The sequence below is a fragment of the Actinomadura sp. 3N508 genome (assembly GCF_044326375.1).
Classification (GTDB): Bacteria; Actinomycetota; Actinomycetes; order Streptosporangiales; family Streptosporangiaceae; genus Spirillospora.
In genome coordinates, this window is sequence record NZ_JBIRAX010000002.1 from 726,888 (window position 1) to 745,287 (window position 18,400).

At 72.5% G+C, this 18,400-nt stretch carries 6 protein-coding genes; all 6 read right to left on the minus strand.

The genetic code is table 11. The features are described 5' to 3' along the window. Positions 1-3 precede the first annotated feature (3 nt). From ACH34S_RS09555 to ACH34S_RS09580, 6 genes are read right to left on the minus strand one after another with little or no spacing between them, the layout of a single operon-like run. The gene (locus tag ACH34S_RS09555) at positions 4-1,878 is read right to left on the minus strand and encodes a hypothetical protein (protein WP_395952119.1); all 1,875 of its coding nucleotides are present in this window, start codon (positions 1,876-1,878) and stop codon (positions 4-6) included. Continuing rightward, positions 1,871-7,126, minus strand: a complete 5,256-nt coding sequence (locus ACH34S_RS09560; RefSeq protein ID WP_395952120.1) for a hypothetical protein — start codon at positions 7,124-7,126, stop codon at positions 1,871-1,873. Before ACH34S_RS09560 ends, ACH34S_RS09555 begins: the two co-directional genes overlap by 8 nt. Next, complete coding sequence (locus ACH34S_RS09565) at positions 7,107-10,349, minus strand: hypothetical protein (RefSeq protein ID WP_395952121.1); 3,243 nt, start codon at positions 10,347-10,349, stop codon at positions 7,107-7,109. The genes ACH34S_RS09560 and ACH34S_RS09565 overlap by 20 nt, the downstream gene beginning before the upstream one ends. Then, complete coding sequence (locus ACH34S_RS09570; RefSeq protein WP_395952122.1) at positions 10,346-11,500, minus strand: Kelch repeat-containing protein; 1,155 nt, start codon at positions 11,498-11,500, stop codon at positions 10,346-10,348. The genes ACH34S_RS09565 and ACH34S_RS09570 overlap by 4 nt, the downstream gene beginning before the upstream one ends. A 40-nt stretch (positions 11,501-11,540) precedes the next feature. Continuing rightward, positions 11,541-16,157, minus strand: coding sequence for a DUF6603 domain-containing protein (locus ACH34S_RS09575; RefSeq protein ID WP_395952123.1), 4,617 nt, complete (start codon positions 16,155-16,157; stop codon positions 11,541-11,543). Then, a complete protein-coding gene (locus ACH34S_RS09580) occupies positions 16,154-18,019 on the minus strand; it encodes a S8 family serine peptidase (protein WP_395952124.1) in 1,866 nt (621 codons plus the stop codon). Before ACH34S_RS09580 ends, ACH34S_RS09575 begins: the two co-directional genes overlap by 4 nt. Positions 18,020-18,400: the final 381 nt, after the last annotated feature.

Consider the following 18,400-nt stretch of genomic DNA (forward strand, 5'->3'; position numbering starts at 1 on the left):
TGGTCACTCGGGTTGGGCTGGTGGCGGCGTTGTTGGGGTGTTCAGGAGGGTGTCGAAGCGTAGGCCGCTTGAGGCCTCGCCTCGGCCTGTGCCGCGGTGGGCGCTTAGCCAGAGGACTACGCGGCCGTCTCGCCAGCGGGTTCGGTTGAAGGCTACGGAGAGGCGGGTGCCCGCTTGCGGGACTTCCTCTTCGTTGACGAAGTACTGCTTTCCTGCGTCGAAGCCATAGCGGAGGAGAGTGGTGCGAGCGGGAACGGGTTTGCCGTCCAGGACGCTCGGCATTGCGGCGCGTTGTAGTTGGATTTCGCGGTTGTCGCCTGGCACGCGCACTGGGATGAACGGGATCCAGTGTTCCGGGATTGTGTTCATCGCCTGATATGAGATCGGGGCGCGTGGGGGGTCGTCGGCGGGTGGTGGCGGTGCGTGGCGCCGGCGGAACGCCAGGGCCTCGGCCGCGGCCTCGCTGCCGCGGCGGGGTTCGCCGGTCGGCATCCGCACGGTCTGCTCGATGCCCCAGACCAGGTTGGCGTTCTCGTCGCGGATCAGGAGGACCTCTTCCAGCGCGGGCCCCTCGGCCACCTTCGGGACGCTCGGCGGGAGCAGGAGGTCGGTGTCCGCGGGGACGTGGGCGGTGCCGATGGTGTCCAGGGTGAACATCGACCAGCGCCGCTGGTCCTCGTCGTCGCCGGCGCCGGCGGGGGTGAGCCAGAGTTTCTCCCCGAAGACGTCGGTGACCACCAGGCCGCGGATCTTGTTCATCGTGCCCACGGGCAGGTCGCAGGGCAGCTGGTACCAGTCGTTGCTGAACACGAGCGCGAATTCCAGGAAGATCAGGCGCGCCAGGTCGGTGCTGTCCGGACGGACGGCGGCGAAGTTGGTGCGGCCGTCCTCGATCGCCCACCAGCGCGGCAGCGGCATTCCCGAGAAGCGGACCGGGGCCGGGAAGACCGTGCGGCTGAGGGTCTTCTCCGGGGGCTTCGTCCCGCCGAGGCGCGGTCCGGGGTCGACGGAGAAGGCGTGCCAGTCCAGTTCGCCGCCGGGGTATTCCTGGGCGGTGATGACCTTCTCACCGCCGCCGGGCACCGAGGCGGAGACGGAGAAGCGGTGTTCGAGGCGGCGCGGGTCCCAGGTGGCGTCGCCGTCGGGGCGTTCGGCGGTGACGCCGGTCGGCTGGTCGATCAGCGCGTCGAACCAGGCGACCAGGCGCTTGCCGAGGTTGTTGAGGGTGGTGCGGTGCAGCAGGCCGTTGATGCCGTCGGCGGCGTTCCCGCCGCCCTTGATGTGCCGGTAGAGCAGGTAGCCGTCCAGCCGGCGGCCGGCGATCGTCTGCATCGTCGCCCAGACCTCGGGGTGCGCGAGCCGGGCGGTGTCCTCCGCCGCGGGGTGCTCGGGGTCTGGCAGCGCGATGGGGTACTTGGCGATGTACTGCCGCTCGAAGCGGAAGAGGTCCAGGCCGAGCAGGTTGTGCTTGCCGAGCAGCTTCAGCCAGCGGTGGCCGATCAGCACGCGCAGGTCGAAGGCGATCTCCTCGTCGCCGAACGCGAACGGAAGCAGGCGGCGTTCGGCCATGGTCTCCAGCGGCCGGTCGGTGGGCAGGTCCTCGGGCGGGCCGCCGTGCGGGCGGAACCGGGTGGGGCGCGACGGGCTGACCGAGTAGGTGGCGGTGACGGGCGATCCCGCGTCCGTGCCGCGGAACTCGCCGAGCTGCCACTGCCGGGTCAGCATCCACAGCGGGTCGCGCACCTCGACGCGCAGCGCCCGCTCGAAGTCGGCGGTGCGGGGGCGGCCCTCCAGCCGGTTCCACACGCCCACGGTCGGGTGGCGGCGTTCGGCCAGTTCCGCGGCGAACGTCGGCGGGACGGGGTTCGGCTCACTCATGGGCGGCCCTCCAGCGCAGGTTGGCGATCGCCAGGTCGGTGCCGATGGTGATCTGCCGCCGGGTCGCGGACATCACCGTGGCCGGGAGCAGGTGCGCGTACGCCGTGCCGCCGAGATGCTCCGGCTCGACGGCGCGGGTCTTCGCCAGGTCGAAGGTCTCGACGATCGCGTCGATGAGGTCGCCGGGCGTCCAGTGCCCGGCGGGGTCGCGTACCGGCGGGACGACGAGGAGCATCGCCTGCGGGGGTTCGGCGTCCGGGCCGTCGTAGTGCATCGCGATGCCGGTGGTCTCGCGCTCGGCCGGGATCACCTCGGTCCATTCGTCGAACACCAGCCCGCACTGGTCACCGATCAGCGGGGACGTGTAGTGCGCGGTGAACAGGAGGCGGTCCTCGTCGAGCTGGTCTGGCAGGTTCGGGTCCTTCGCGAATTCCATGGCGAGCCAGTGGTCACCCGCGACGTACGGCAGCTGGACGGGCGACAGCGCCGGTTCCTTCCAGCCGAGGATTCCGAGGAGCCCGCCGGGCCCGAGGAGCCCGCCTGCGAGGGTCACGGTCTTTTCCCACAGCCGCGGCTTCTCTCTGACGCGGGCCATGCCGTGCAGCCAGTCGTCGACGGGGAAGTCCCGTGCGGGGGTGAGGTGCGCGACGAGTCTGTCGCTGTCGTTGCGGGCCTTGCTCCATTGCTGGAGGAGCTGGCTGGGCGGGGTGAACTGGGGCACGGCCAGGACGTCCTCGCCGAGCATGGCTTTGAGCGCGTCGAGGGCGGCCTGTACCCGGTCCGGGCCGGGGAGTGCCTTGTCGTAGGTCTGGAGGGCGGTGTTCGCGGCCTCGCCGCGGGCGGACAGCTCGTCTTTCAGCTTGCCTGCGCGGGTGAGGAGTTCGCTGCCGAAAGCGATCACCTGGTCTTCGTAGGGCGTTAGGTCTAGCCCGGCGGGGTCTACGTCTGTCAGCGGCAGGTGGGCCGCTACCTCGGCTAGCAGGCCGCTCAGGGTCGTTTTGGTGGTCTTGGCTATCCGGTTCAGCTTCTCCAGGCGCTCGGCGAAGTCGTCGCGGAGGTCGTCCACGCGGTCCCGGAGGTCGTCCACGTCCGGTGGGCGCGGGCCCGGCCTGGTGGTGAGCAGGCCCTCGGCCTGCTGCAGGATCCGGAACCGCTCCTCCACGGGGGCGGACGGCGGCAGCGCGTCGTACTGGGCGAGCAGCGCGTCGGCGGCCCCGAGCGCGCGGGTCATCCGCGCGGCCACCTCGGCGACGGCGGCCAGGACGGCGGCGAACACGCCGCGCCGCCACAGCGCCACCTCGCCCCAGCTGCTGCGCACCAGGCCGAACCCGCCGGCCGCCGCGGTCAGCTTCGCGTACCGGGCCAGGAACGTGTCGATCCCGCTGATCAGCGCGGCGCGCGCCGGGGGCGCGCCCGCGGGGTACAGCTCCCCGAGGTCGGTGATGTATTCGGCGACGTCGTCCCGCAGGCCGGTCAGGGCCTCAAGGACCTTGGCCGGACGTTCCCGCGGCAGCGTGACGGCGTCGTCCGCGGCCCGCGCGACCGGGGCGCTCCCGGCGGCCGGGGCCAGATCGCTCGGACGCAGCGGACGCGCGGTCGTCAGCAGCGTGCGCAGCGCCGCGACCAGCGGTGACAGCTCGAAGAAGCCGATCTTGCCGGCGAATCCGATGCCGTCCTGGTCGGAGATGCGGGTGGTGTACTCGATCGTCAGCTCGACGTCCGGGCGCGGCTTCGACTGCTCGATGACGACGCCGAGGATCCGGTCGTCCAGGTCGGTCATCGCCGCTTCGTCCGCCGGGCGCAGGGCCCAGAGCAGGTCGATCGCTTCCAGGCCGGTCTCGTGCTGGGTGACCAGGCGGTGCCGCCGGGCTCCGCTGTCCGGGTCCTTCCAGGTGACCAGGGCGGCCACGGCCGTGGGGCTCGGCAGCACCGCGGGCAGCCAGGCGTTCACCGCCGGTTCGGCCCTGGCGCGGGGCGTGCCGAGGCCGGGGGGACGGTCCGCCATGAGCTGGAGCCCGAAGCGGTGCGTCAGGGTGGTGCCGCTGCGCGGGGTCTCCACGATGGACGGCTCGGGCGCGACGCCCTCCTTGGCGTAGGCGTCCATGGTCGCCGAAGCGCGTTCCGGGTGGCCTTGCAACGCCTGGTGGGTGCCCTCGGCCACGGCGAGATCCGCGAGCGCGTCGTGGACGTTGCGCAGCGCGTCGATCTCCTTGCCGATGTCCGCGACCACGCCCTCGTCGGCGGGTGGCAGGTCCGTGAAGCCGAACGGGTAGTGCTGGTCCGCCTCGGGCAGCGCGTTCACGTGCCGGAGCAGCGCCAGCCCGTCGATCACGATGCGGGCCTCGACTTCCTCGATGCGCTCGGGCGGCGCGGGATCGTCCGGTCCGGGGGCGGTCTCGTCGATCTTGTTGGCGCGGAGCGGGAACTTCAGCCGCAGGTCGGCGATGTACCGATCGAGGCCGATCCTGCGGTCGTGCAGGCCGCGTTCGAAGCGGTAGCCGAGCAGGGCGGCCAGTGACTGGCCCTGGCGCATGCCGTCCAGGATGGTGAGGGCGAGCCGGACGCGCTCGGAGCTCAGGTTCACGGCGAACGCGCTCGTGTCCGGCGTCCTGTTGGCCAGATATCCGGCGCGGAGCACGGCGGCCGTCCGCGCGTGGGCGGGCGACGGCGCGTGGACGTAGCCGCCGTTGTCCGTGTCGATCGGGATCGGGGCGGTGCCGAACACGGTCGCGAGGTCGGCGGGCGGGGTGACGTGCTCGACCTCGTCGCTCTCCCGCCGGGTGATGTTCTCCAGCCAGCCGTACGCGCCCAGATGGACGCCCCGCTTCGCCGGGGCCGTGCCGTCAGGGCCGTAGCGCAGTTCGGCGAGGCGCTCGTTCGCCAGGCCGAGCCGCCACGCGTCAAGCCGGTAGGTGGCGCAGTCGATGTGCTCGGCGAGCACCCGCTCCAGCCGCGCCGTGGGCAGCCCGGCCAGCAGGCCGAGCGCCTTGGTCTGCTCGTCCAGTTCCGTGGTGGCCGGGTGGGCGCCGAGGACCGTGCGGAGGTGTTCGTGCACCAGCGTGGTCTGGCTGCCGGTCATCGGCGGGTTCGTCGAGTACAGCGTGCGGTACCGGCTCTCGCTCGGGATCGGCCGGCCCGGCCTGGGGATCTTGATGTGGACGAACGGCGCGTCCCGCGGATCGGGTACCGCGGAACCCGGGGTGGCGAGCGCGAGCCGCCGCGCCGCCTCCGCCCAGCCGAGCAGCACCGCGTGCCGGGCCAGCAGGTACAGCAGGGCCGATGGCGGCAGGTTGTCGAGGAAGCCCTCCTCCTTGCGCACCCTGTCCAGGTCGTCGCGGGCGTGGTCGGCGAGCCAGCGCAGGTAGTTGCGGCGGTCGGCGGTGTAGGCGCGGATCGGCTCGGTCTCCGACAGCGGCCGGTCGTCGACCAGCGGTGCCAGCAGCGGATGGTGGACGTCGGTGAACAGCCGGCGCAGCAGGTCGGGGTCGGCCGCCGGGTCGCTCGTCGGGCGGCCGAACCGGGCGAGCAGCGCGCGGATCGGCTGCGGCATGGCCAGCTGGTCGAGCGCGCCCTGCACCTGGGGGCCGAGCGCGCGCAGGTTCTCCCGGTTGAAGATGTCCTCGACGCTCTGCGCGTAGCGGTGGTGGAACTCCGCTGACGTCGGGTGCAGAGCCAGGATGTCCAGGAGTTTCTGGTGCGGGGCGTCCGCCTGGTCTTCGGCCGGGCCGTTCAGGTGCTTGACGTGTGCCAGCGCGGCCTGCCAGTCCTTCGCCGCCTCCTTGAGGACGACGTTCAGCGCCCTGCGGTGCCTCGCCGCGTCCGGCCAGGCCAGCCGGGAGAACACGGTCGTCGGCAGGATGCCGTACGGCTGGCGGCCGATCTTCACCGCGGAGAGCGGGCCGCGCCCGGACACGTGCTCAAGGAAGAATCTCCTGGTCTGCGCGATCTGCTCGTCGCCGAGCACGCCGTTCAGCAGGGCATGCAGGTAGTGGCCCCAGGTCGCGGGCCAGAGCGCGGTGTGCGCGGCCCGCGCGTCGCGCCGGTCGGTGCCTTCGGCGTTCGGCATCCCGGCCAGCACCGCCGGGTCGAGGCCGAGCAGCTCGGCGAACCACTCGCCGTCGGTCTTGGTCGTCCAGTCCGCCGCGGTGGCGGCGAACCCGGCGGCCGTGGCAAGCGCCGCCTCGGCCTCGGTCTCGGCGTCCTGGCCGGCGGGGGCCTGCTCGGTGTTGTTCGTCGGCGTGCCCTGGGGCAGGAGGGTGAACCCGGACGGGCTGCGGAGCTGGCGCGTGAACAGGCCGCCGAGCGCCGTCGCGGACTGCTCCGGCGTGGCCTGCTCCCGCAACCCCAGCACGATGAGCCGGTCGACCCCGTTCCGGAACGCGGCTTCGAGGGGGATCCGGATTCCCATCCCGGCGTTGACCGCCTCGTTGAAGTCGGTCAGCCAGCGCAGCGCGGGCGGCACGGTCAGCACGCCCGTGGTCTCGTCGATCTTGAGCTGGTTCGCCTTCGTCTCGCCCGGATCCGGGCTCACCGCGAGCGCCGGCCGCACCGGGCCGCCGGGCTTGGCGAACACCTGCGCGCCGTTCACGTACCCGAAGACGACGAACCGGTCGGGCAGCAGCGTGGCCTTCGCGGCCACGGTCCAGGACTGCGGCGCGATCTGGTCCGCGGGCGGCGGGGGCAGCACGAGGAACGCGACCACGACGTTGTTTCCGCTGGTGACCGCAGCGTTGTCCACACCGTGTGGACGGCGGGCGCGGATCGCGTCGGCCCGGGTCTTCCCGACGGACGCGAGCAGCGCGATGTCGGCGTCGCGCAGCTTGGCGCGGTCGCCGTGCGCGCGCCAGACGGCCGTCCAGTACGTGACGGCGGGCTGGCGGTCGTTCGCGGCGAGCGGTGCGGCGCTGACGATCACCAGTACGGTCGTCTCCGCCGGCACCCCGGCCGGGCGATCGGCCGGGTTGGCCGGGCGGTGCCCCTGTAGCAGCCACCCCGCGCGCCCGGCGGGGACGCGGCCGGCCAGCTCCTGCCAGGCGGCGCGCTCCCCCGCCGCCGACCCGCCGGACGCCCAGATGCCCGTCCAGTAGGCGTCCAGGGCGGCGATCTCGGCCCGGGTGGGGCGGGGCTCGAACTTGTCGATGGCCCACTCGTCGGGGAAGACCCGGACGAGCAGCTCGTCCTGCGTGAAGCGCGTCTCCACCCGGACGGGGCCGAGCAGCACCGGGAAGTCAAGACTGAGGTCGGGCATCCGGCAGCATCTCCTGTGCGTGTACGGCCACCAGAACCGGTGCTTGGAAGAGGATGTAGGCGACGTCCGCCGAGCTGATGTCGGACTGCCAGCCCGCGAGGATCTTCACGTCGTCCAGGCGCTGTTCTGCTTTTTCCTGGTCGTCCTCGTCGCCGTTGAACTCGTCGGCGAGCTTGACCTTGATGTCGGCGTCGAACTGGATGAAGCCGTGCCGGTCCTGCGGGTCGACGCGGCCCCAGGACAGGTCGTTCCACACCTCGACCGGGGGCAGCTCGCCCGGCGGGTCCTCGTCGACGCCGAAGCGCGGGTCGCCCGGCCGCTCCTTGATCACGAAGAACCAGCCGAGGTCGCCGCCCTCGCCGCGCGCCTCGTCCGCGTCGAGATCGAAGCCGAGCAGGTGGACGTCGGGCTCCACCCTGGCCTCGTAGACCGGCAGTTTGACCAGCTCGGGAGGCGGGGGCAGGTTCGCCGGGAGCTTCGCGAGCTCGCGCTCGCCGCTGGTGTCGGGCGCCCCGGGCGGGTCCTTCAGGACGGGCCACGCCGCCTTGTGCGCGTAGATCGCCGCGTTCGGGTACTTCTTCAGCAGCTCGCCGCGGATCACCAGCACGAGGTCGTTCTTCCGGCGGCTGTTCCCGCCCAGCCCGGTGGTGGTGCTCCACCTGTGGACCGGCGGGATGTCGTACAGCCGCTCGCGCCGCTCGGCGGCCGTCTCGCCCGGCCGGGGCAGTGCCGTCCGCGGATCCCAGAACTGCCGGAACGGGGTCCCGCGCGAGTCGGACGGGAACTCCCGCCAGAGCATCTCCCGCGCCATCTCGTGGTTGAGCCCGACCAGATAGGACTCGATGAACCGGCGGTTGTTCTCCAGCAACGTGATCGAGTTCGCCGGGATCAGCCCGAGGTTGGGCACGAACGTGTCCACCGACATCTTCAGCAGGTCCTCGTACATCGGCATGTCGAACACCGGGTAGGCCATCACCTCGGTCAGCTCGGACAGCTCGCCGGTGGGGGGCCGCAGCCGGGCCGGCAGGTTCATCGAGGCGAGGAGGTTGTCCAGGACGGTCTTGTCGGAGCGCAGGCCGGTCATCATGTCGGCGGTCGCGTCGACCACGCCCAGTTTGGGCGGGTCGTCGACGTGGCCTCCCGCGGCGGCGGCGTCCCATCCGGCGTAGAGCTCCCGCAGCGCGTGCTTGAACGCCGCCGCCTCGTCGCTGTCGTGGTCCCCGACCGGCGTGGTGGCGGTCTCGCCGTACTCCCGCAGCTCGAACAGCGGGTTGGGGGGCAGCACGTCGACCGGGTGGCCCGGCGGCTTCGGCGGGAGCCGTTCGTCCAGCTCGGCGGGGGTGACGACGGCGGGCGGGGTGCCCTTGGCGGGCGCGGCCGTGACGTCCAGCTCGTCGATGCGCGACACGAGCGTCTCGGCGGGTCTGACCTCCGGGAACTCCAGCACCTTCATCAGCCGCGAGCCCGGCCGGGTGATCCGGCGCATCGCCGCCGACACCGGGGCCGCCGCGACGCGGCTGCGCGCGACCTTGAACCCGACCGCGAGCTGCTCGCCGGGGTCCGGGAGGGCGGTGAGCGTCCCGGATGCGCGGGAGAGCGCCTCGGGTCCGCGGGAGACGGGTGCGCGTTCGACCACGCGGCCGTGTGCGGGCGCGGTCAGTGTCAGCGTCCTGGCCGAGGCCAGCGGCGGCGGCTCCGCCGCGGCGCGCGCATCGGCCACGGCGGGCGGCGCGGCGGGGAGTTCGAAGTGCTTGTCGTGCAGGCGGTTGCCGACCTCGCGGGCGAGCTGCGCCGCCCGGATCTTCTCGTTCGCCCGCCGGGCCTCGCCGAGCTGGTTCCAGGCGGCGGCCATCAGCTCCTCCTGCCGCTCCTGGACGACCTGCGCCCCGAACTGCGCGGCGACCCGGAAACGCGGATCCAGGTTGAGCCGGTGCACCCAGTTGCGGAGGACGGCGTCGCCGACCGGGTCGCCTTCGGCGTCGATGAGCAGCTGCGGCGTCAGCGCGTGCCAGCGCCCGTACAGCGGCGGCGTGATCACCGGGTCGGTCTGCGCTGCCAGGCCGGAGACGTTCGCCGCGAGCGCGGTGTTCGCCGTCGCCGCCGGCTGCCGCTGGTACGCCTCGGCCAGGTTGATCAGCCCGGCCATCGCCTGCTGCCACTGGTTCGGATACTGCGGCGCGGGCGGCGGGCGCAGCTTGTAGAAGTTGTCCCAGTTCTCCCAGTCGTCGGGGTTCTCGTCGGAGTCGGGGAGCTGCAGCGCGCCGCCGAGCCGCAGCACACCGTCCGGCCGGGTCGGGGTCGTGACGCCGGGCAGGCCGAAGCCGGGGCTGCGGTGCGCGTCCATGTCGCGGCGGCCGACCGGCTCCTTGGCCTCGAACGGCTTCAGCAGCCGGACGAGGTACTCGAAGTCGCCCACCGAGCCCGTCGTGAACGACCAGCGGTGGTAGTAGGGCAGCTGGCCCGTGGCCACCTCCTGCGGCACGCCCCAGCTCGGCGTCATCGCCGCGATCGCGCCCGGCTCGATGCCGAGCCCGGCCCGCCGCCCGGTCTCGAACGCGGGCACCAGGAACGCGTCGTAGGACGTCTTGGGCGACAGGTGCCGCGGGCAGATCACCCGGGAGCACGCGCTGTCCGGGGCCTCGCGCAGCACGCGCCCGAGGTTCGCGAGCGCCGTGCCCATGCCGGCGGGATCGTCGACCGCCAGCGGGTCGTCGAGCTCGCCGTTGACGTGGACGTGCGCCCACGCCCCCAGCTCGCCGGGCGGCTGCAGCGCCCGCGGATCGGTGACGGTGATGAACGGCAGCGGCCGGTCCGGCGCGGCGCCGTCCTCGAACTCCGTCTCGGCCAGCACGATCAGGGCGAGCCATGGCGCCAGCCGTTTCGTGCCGCCGTCCGGCGCGGCCGGGCTGTACCGCCACGGGAGGATCTCGTCGTAGAACTCGATGTGCGCCAGGAAGTTGGGCTCGAAGGTGGCGATGTACGGCAGCGGCTCGACCCGCGAGATCGCCCGCGGGTCAACGCCGATGACGTCGCCGGGGCCGTAGAGCTGGAGCGGCTGTTCGACCAGGCGGCTCGGCGGCTGGTCGCCGTCCTTGAGGGCGTCTCCGGTGAGCTTCAGCTCGACGTTGATCGTGGCCCGGGGCGCGGTTCCAGGGGGCTCGGTGATCTGTGTCGTCAGGCCCGTCCGCAGCCAGGGCAGGAAGGAGTACGCGTTCGCGCTCACGAACCGCTCCCCCGCCGCTCGGACGTCTTGGTCAGCTCGGTGCCCTGCCCGGTGGCGGCGGCGAGCCCGGTGCGGGCCACGCCGCCCACGACGATCACATTCGCCCCGGACGCCGCGGCGGCGAAACCCCACCGGCCCTCGGCGAGGCCCGACACCGCCGTCCACGTGCCCGCGGAGTACTCCAGGGCGCTGCGGAATCCGGCCTCGTTGCGGACGTCGTCGGTGCCGCCGACCACCAGGACCTTCCCCGAGCCCAGCGAGACCGCGCGGTGCAGCGCCCGGCCCGCGGGCATCGGCGCGGTGTCCTGCCAGGTCCCCGGTGTCAGGTTGTAGATCTCGGCGGTGGCGCGGGCGAACGGGTCGAAGCTGCCGTCGCCGGGCGCCCCGGGCGCGCGGCCGCCCGTGACGAGCACGGTCGTGTCGGACAGCGCCGTCGCGGTGTGCGCGCTGCGCGGGTGGCGCAGGCTGCCGGTCGGCGTCCAGGTCTTGGCGTCGGTGTCGTAGAGCTCGCAGAACGCCAGCGCGGGGTCGTCGCCGGTCCCGACCGGGACGCTGCCGCCGCAGACCAGCACCTTCTTACCGGCCTGGAGGACGACCGCGGTGTGCCCGGTGCGGGCGTCGGTCATGTCCTTGGCGGCGGTCCAGGTCTCGTCGGCCGGGTTGAACAGCTCCGCCGAGCGGACCGCCATCACCGCGCCGCCCGGCCTGGTGGTGCTGCCGCCCGCGACCAGGACCTGGCCGTTCGACAGCAGGACCGCGCTGTGCCCCCAGCGTCCGGCGGCCATCGGATGCTTGGTCGCCGTCCACGTGCCCTGGGCCGGGTCGTACAGCTCGGCGGTGGCGAGCGCGGGCGCGCCGGGGCCGCCCCTGCCGCCGGTGACCAGCACCTTTCCGCTCGGCAGCAGGGTCAGCGCGTGGAGCTGCCTGGCCGTGCCGAGCAGGACGGGCGCCGCCCACGTGTGCTGCTCCAGGTCGTACACCGCGCTCTGCCGGACGGCGGCGGACGCGGCATCGGCACCGCCCGCGACCAGCACCTTCTTGCCGTCCTTGAGCACCACGGCGGCGTCGTGCCGGCCGAGCCAGCTCACCGAAGCGGCGTAGTCGGGGGCGGACGACCACGCGTCGGCGGCCGCCAGTGTGGCACTGGTCATCGCGTTGCACCCTTCGCCAGGGAATTCGTCAGGGGATTCGTCAGGGGAGGTAGATCTCGGCGGTGGCGGCCGGTTCGGTGGGATCGGGGCCGGGCGCGGCGGCTCCGGACAGGGCCAGGCCGCCGGACACGAACACCCGGCCGTCCGCGAGGTCGACGGCCGGGAAGTCCCAGCGGCCCGTGCCCAGGGGGTCGGTGGTCGTCCAGGTGCCGGAGGACGGGTCGAAGACGATGACGTTGCGGTAACCGGTGGTCGGACGTGGCCGTCCGGTGCCGCCGGTCACGACCACGCCGGTGGGCGTCCAGACGCCGCGGTGCCCGCTGCGTCCTCCGCCCGGCATGTCCGGGACGCGGGTCCAGGTCCCGGCGTCCGGGTCGTACAGCTCGGCCGAGGCCAGGCTGTCCGGGCGGTACGGAACGGCCGGGACCGCATCGCCTCCGGTGACGAGCACCCGGCCGTCGCCCAGCAGCGTCGCCTGGTGGCCCTTCCGCGGCACGAGCAGGCTGCCGGTCGGCGTCCATGATCCGGTTTCCGGGTCGTAGATCTCGCAGAACGCGAGCGCGCGCTCGCCCTCGCCGGTCGGCAGCGCGCCGCCGATGACGAGCACCTTGCCGTCGATCGGCACCGCCTGGTGGCCGCTGCGGGCGCAGTTCATCGGCGTGACCTCGGTCCATTTCAGCGTTCCGGGATCGAGCAGCTCGGCCGACGCCAGCGCGGCGCCCCGCGTTCGGGTGCCGCCCGCTACCAGGAGCCGGTCGCCCGCCGCCGTGGCGGAATGCCCTGACCTGGCGGTGTTCAGGCTGGTCTGGGGGGTGCTCCAGACGGCGGCGACCGGCTCGAACACCTCGAACGAGGCCAGCGGCACGCCGTCGGCGCCGAGCCCGCCCGCGGCCACGACCCGTCCGTCCGCGAGCTTCGTCGTCGTGTGCCGCCGCCGGGCCGTCTTCAGCGGCGGGGTCGCGTCGGCCCAGGTCCCGGCGATCGGGTCGTACACGGCGGCGGCCGCCACGGCCTTCCCGGCGGCGTCGGCGCCGCCCGCGATGAGCACCTTGCCGCCGGTCAGCCGTACCGCGTCGGCGCCCGAGACGGCGGACGGCGGCGGGCTCGCCACCGTCCACGTCCCCGGCTCGGCCGCCGCGCCTCCGCCGGCCTCGGCCTGGGGCAGCACGTGCAGCTGCCCGGCCAGGGTCGCGTCGGCGCGGACCCAGTCGGCCATGGCGTCGGCCGCGGTCGCCGCGCTGCGGAAGCTGGAGGTGGTGGAGCCCGCCGTCGCGGGCGGGAACGCCTGACGGTTGTTGCGCCGGTACGCGACGACGAAGCGGTCGCCGGTGACGCGCACGGTCTCGTCCGCCGCGAAGGGCTGCCGCAGCCGCGCCTCCCGCTGCGAGATCGGCGACCGGGCGGTGCTGCTGCCGTCCAGCAGCTGCCCGAACACCGCCGGCGGCGGGCTGTAGAGCTTCGGCGCCCGGGGTACCGCTGCCGCAGCCGCCTGCCCGTTCGCAGCCATGCGGGTGACTGTGCCTGCGGACGTCGCCGGCCTTGGGGGCTTGCTGTCGATGATGTGCAGCTCGTACCGCGCGCTGCGCCGGACCACCCGCGGCGACGCGATCGCGCCCTGCTCGGCGGTCAGCTCGATGCCGGCGTCCTGCTGCTCGTACGCGGGACGCGACAGCTTCGCGGCGTCGTCCATGTCCTGGAACTGGGCCATGGCGAACTGGTCGTCGGTGTCCGACACCCGCTCCAGGCCGCTGCCCCGTACCGGCGCGACGGTGAACCGCTTGCCATCGCTCGGCCGCTGCGCGCCGACCCGGTCGATCCGCACGCCGAGCGGAACGGCCCGCTGATGGATGAACAGCGTGCCGAGCGGATGCAGCACCAGCTCGTCGCCCGCGGGCAGCTGGCGCAGCGTGACCAGCGGGTTCGCGCCGCCCGCCGGGAGCCGGGTCTGCCAGCCCTCGGGCTTGCGCACCTCGCGCTCCAGCAGTTCGAGCACCGCGACCGGCGGCAGCGTGGTGGCGCGCTCCTCGCCCCAGGAGATGTCGAAGTCCGCGGAGATCTCGAAGAACAGCAGGGAGATCGAGCCGCGGCCGTGCGCCCGCCAGGCGTTCGGCCCCTCCAGCTTGAAGTGCAGGTCGATGCCGAACAGGCCGACCCCGAACGCCTTCAGGGAGACGCCGGCGGAGATCTCGATGACGAACGCGAACGGCGAGAACCGGAAGAGCGCGTCGAACGCGAGGTGCCCCTCCAGTCCGAAGTCGTCGAAGCCCAGCCGGATCTCCGCCTTCGCGCCGAACTGGGCCGTGTTGCTGGTGACCGCGAAGTAGCCGGACACCCGGATCAGCCGTCCGGGGGCGTTCAGGATGTCCATCGACACCCGCGGCGGGATCGGGAACGGCAGCGGCGGCGGTTTGAACGACGGGTGGAACCCGCCGACCGTGAGGACGAAGTCGGGATTGTCCCCCATGTCGATGAGGAGGCCCATCCCGCCGTCGATGGTGATGGTCAGGACGCGGGAGTCGAACAGCTGCGCGTAGAACCACAGCCGCGACTTGTCGACCTCGAACGCGCCGATGAAGTTGACCTGGAGGACGAGCAGCGCCACGTCCTGGCTGGGCAGGGCGCACCTGAGCACGCCGAGGATCGCGATGTTGCCCGGCGGGATCTCGACGATCAGCCCGAGCGAGACGCTGACCAGCGTCGGCGTGCCCCAGCCGATCTTCGCCATCGGCCCGACGAGGAAGCGGCCCTCCTCCGGCGGGAAGAACCTCCGCAGGTCGCTGACGATCCGCGGCGCGTTCGCGATCACGTCGCGCGGGAACATCACCGACTCGACCGCCCCGGTGGCGACCCCTTCGGCGAGCGCCGCGAGGTCCATCCGGCGGTTCAGCCCGAGGATGCCGCCGACGCCGAGCAGCGTGAACCCGAACCCGAGCTGGATCCCGCCGCCGCCGAACTCGGCAGTCAGGACGATCAGCAGCGAGAACCCGGGCCGGCCGTCCGGCATCCGGGTGGTGATCAGCCCGATCGCCTTGACCTCGATGAACCCGGCGAACTCCAGCTCCAGCGCCCCGGCGTACTCGCCCCGCTCCGGGTCGAAGGACAGGTACCCGCCGCCGGCCACGATCCCGGCGTCGATCGCCAGGCCGACGCCCTTCGGCGGCTTGAACCCGAGCGCGAGGTCGACGGGGCCGAGGTTGCCGCCCCCTTCGGGGAAGCGCGGCGTGGCGACGATGCCGACGCGCTCGACCGACGCCTTGACCGGCCCGAGCGCGCCCTTGAAGTCGGCGGAGACCTCGATCGGCAGGGAGCCGTCTGCGGGCAGGCCGACGCTCAGGTGCAGCGTCGTGATCTCCAGCGGGCCGAGCTTCAGATGCAGGGGCAGGGCGAGTTCGAGCGTCTCGCTGCCCTCCAGCTGGAGGCCGGACGACGGCGTCCACAGCAGCCGCAGGTCGAAGTCGGTCTCCAGCTTCGCGCCGACCAGCTTGCTGATGAAGCCGTCGGCTCCCGACAGGTCGATGACCAGGCGGCCGCCGGTGAGCTCCACCTGGGCGGACGGCTCCACCGTCGCGGTTCCGTCGAGGCCCGCCCGGGCGTTGAGCGACACCCCCAGGCTCACCGTCTCGATGCTCAGGCCACCGATCCGGGTGTCGCCGATCAGCGTGATCGGCTCACCGGCCTTGCCCGCGGTGAAGGTGACCGTGGTGGAGAACGCGGCCGAGGGCGCGCCCGCCGGGGACACGACCGTCACGTCCAGGGCGGGCGAGAGGCGCAGCTCGGAGCCCGCGGTGAGGCTGCCGTCGACGCCGACGGTGACTGCGGTGTGTTCGCCGAGCGGGAACTGCTGCGTCGCCTTGCCGGCGATGCCGAGCCGCAGCGGGAAGGCGAGGCCGCCGTCGCGCACGCCGGCGATGAGCGCCGGTCCGATGAAGACGGCGCCGACCCCGCCCGCGCCGGTGGTGATGTACGGGCGGTCGAAGCGTTCGTCACCGGTGTCCATCAGCTGGGCGAGCAGCTCGAACAGCAGCTTCCCGTCGAAGCCGGGCGCGCCGAGGCCGTAGGCGTCGCGGAGCACCGACGGCGGGTCCCCGAAGAACCGCCCGATCCGGCCCCAGTGGATCGTCCAGGAGAAGTGCGGCGGGAACATCGGGTCGGCCGGATCGCCCCGGTGGTCGCGCCCTTCGAGCAGCCCGGACGCGGCGAGGAACATCGTCACCTTGGGCAGCCGCACGCGGAGCCGGTCGACGACCATGCGGGTGATGATCAGACTGGGCAGATCGTCCAGCAGCGCCTGCGCCCGGGCGCGCTGCTCGGGCGTGATCGAGGCCGAGTTCAGCGCCGCGTTCACGCCGTTCTCCACGCTCGCCAGCCCGGTCAGGACCGTGCCGATCCGCTGCGCGACCGCCGCCCCGTTGGCCGTGATCGCGATGCCGTCGTCGGTGTCGATCGCCACGTTGAGCGCGGTGACGAAGTTGCCCAGGTCGACGATCGCGCGGGCGGTGTCCGCCGCGGCGCCCGCGACTCCGGCCAGCGCGTCGTGGTCGATCGCGACGCCGAACTCGACGAGCAGCTCGCCCGGATCGGCCAGGGCGTCGGCGAGCGGCCGCAGCGCCTCGCCGATCAGCGCGGCGACCCGTTCGAACGTTCCGGCCTCGCTCATGGCGTGCTCGCAGGGGTCGCCGCCAGCGCGGCGGCCGCGTCGAGCTTGCCCGCACCCCACACCGCGTTGGGCAGCACCAGCTCGGGCGGGATGTGGTCTTTCTTCGTCGTCGCGGCGAGGATCCGCCGCACGTCGACGTACGTGAGCTTCGGGTTCTTCTGGAACATCAGCGCGATGACCCCGGTCACGTGCGGCGCGGCCTGGCTCGTGCCGGAGAAGATGACGTGGTGGTCGAGCATCCAGCCGCCGAAGCGGGCCCTGATCAACTCTGGGCGCCTTTCCTCCGAGTCACAGGAGGAGATGATCCGCCGGCCGGGCGCGACCATGTGGGGACGGACGCGATCGGGCGGCACGCCGGAGGCACTGTCCAGGCCGCGGCTTGAGCCTTCCGCGATCGAGCCGTAGGACTTGAAGTCGCTGCCCGGCTCGGACGTGTAGGCGCCGACCGCGATGACGCTGCGGGCCGTGGCCGGCGAGGTGACGGTGTTGTCGGTGATGTTGTCGCCGAACGCGAGCCGCGGCCACGCGTCGAGGTTCTCCCGCTCGACCCACACGTCGACCGCCGCCGCCGCACCGCCGATCTCGTGCAGCTCGATCTTCCAGATCCCCCTGCGCACGGGACCGACGAGCGTCACGTCGATCTTGCGCTTGCCGTTGCTCGGGTCGGGCTGCGGCGGTGACACGACGGTCGCGACCTTCGTTCCGCCGACGGAGATCGTGCTCTGCTGGCCCGGCTGCGTCCACCCGCTCGGGGTCGACCGCGGCGGCGTGAGGCGTAACTCGATCTTCGCCGCGCCGTCGTACCAGAAGTAGAGCTGATCGTCGTTGCGGTCGTCGGACAGCTTGCTCCCGTTCGGGAAGACGATCTCTTCCACCTCCAGCCGGAACGACACGTTGCCGGACGCGTTGATGTTCTTGCGGCCGTGGCGGCGGGCATCGCCCTCGTTTCCGGCGGAGACCACGATCGCCCGCCCGGGGATGGGGTTGCCGTTCGCGTCGTGCATCAGCTTGTCGATCGCCAGCTCCATCGCGCTCGACCCGTCGCGCGCCCCTTCGTGCGTGCCGAAGCTCATGTTGATGACGCAGGGGGCGCCGCGCTTCGCCGCGAGCTGGTGGATCAGCGCGGTGGCCTCGCTGACGCCCTTGGCGGTGGTGAGCATGGCCGCGTTGGCGAAGACGAGGTCGGCCTCCGGCGCGACGCCCACGAACGTGAACGGCGCGAACGGGCCGTCCTTTCTCGACCCGCTGCCCACGGCGATGCCGGCGACGTGCGTGCCGTGGTCGAACTCGGCGCTGGTCCAGATCTCGTGGAAGAGGTTGTGGGCGACGACATGGGCGACGGCGGCCTCGTCCCACCAGACGCCGTAGTTGAGCCCGGCCGAGAATCCGAATTCGCTCGGCGGCTTCTGTCCTGGCTTGGCTCCGGAGATCTGGTCCCAGTAGCCGACGATGCGCGACTTCGGCGGCGTCGTGTTCGGCACGACGAACGTCGGGTGGGTGACCGTGAGGCGATTGTCGATGACGCCGACGAGGACGCCCTTGCCGGTGAGGCCGGGCAGCCCGCCCGCGTTGTACGGCGGCGAGTTCGCGCGGAGCGAGGTGGCCTTGATCTCGCCCATGCTGCGATCGATGTGCAGATGCGGGCGCGCGGACGCGGCGACCCAGCGCACACCTTCCGCCGCCGCGAGCCCGGCGACGTCGGCGAGGGCGACCGTCCCGGTGACGAGATCGCCGTTGACATGGCCGGGGTCGAGGCCCGTTTCGGCCAGCTCCTTGACATCCCCGTCGAACGTGACGAACACGTCGACGCGCTCGTCCGGATCCGCACCGCGCCCTTCCCAGGCGACAAGGGCGCGCAGCACTTCAGCGTCACAGTTCGAGCACGTCGTGAGGGCCGACGTCGATGTGACGACCTCCGACGAAGCAGCAGTCACGCCAGGCCTGCCTTCGATCGCCATGACAACCCCTTAACTCGCGCCCGTTGGCAAGGTGACACAGAACACCGATGACTTAACAGTCCGTGGCCAGTCCCGGCCTCTCCGTAGCCCCCCACCGAACTCTCGAACCGGGCTCGGAGGTGCACCGACATCGGATCGATCTCACGAAAAAGCAGCGACCCCTGGGCGTCCTGACGCGCCCGCACAACTCCCGCCTGAACCACCGCCGAGGAACTCGACCAGTTCCCAGTCGCCTCACCCACGGGCGCTTCCTCATCGCCGCCCCTCCAACCGGGCCCGGCGGGG

Coding starts and splice junctions, on each gene's coding strand:
- ACH34S_RS09555 (WP_395952119.1), bottom strand. CDS start 1,878: ATGAGTGAGCCGAACCCCGTCCCGCCGACGTTCGCCGCGGAACTGGCC.
- ACH34S_RS09560 (WP_395952120.1), bottom strand. CDS start 7,126: ATGCCCGACCTCAGTCTTGACTTCCCGGTGCTGCTCGGCCCCGTCCGG.
- ACH34S_RS09570 (WP_395952122.1), bottom strand. CDS start 11,500: ATGACCAGTGCCACACTGGCGGCCGCCGACGCGTGGTCGTCCGCCCCC.
- ACH34S_RS09575 (WP_395952123.1), bottom strand. CDS start 16,157: ATGAGCGAGGCCGGAACGTTCGAACGGGTCGCCGCGCTGATCGGCGAG.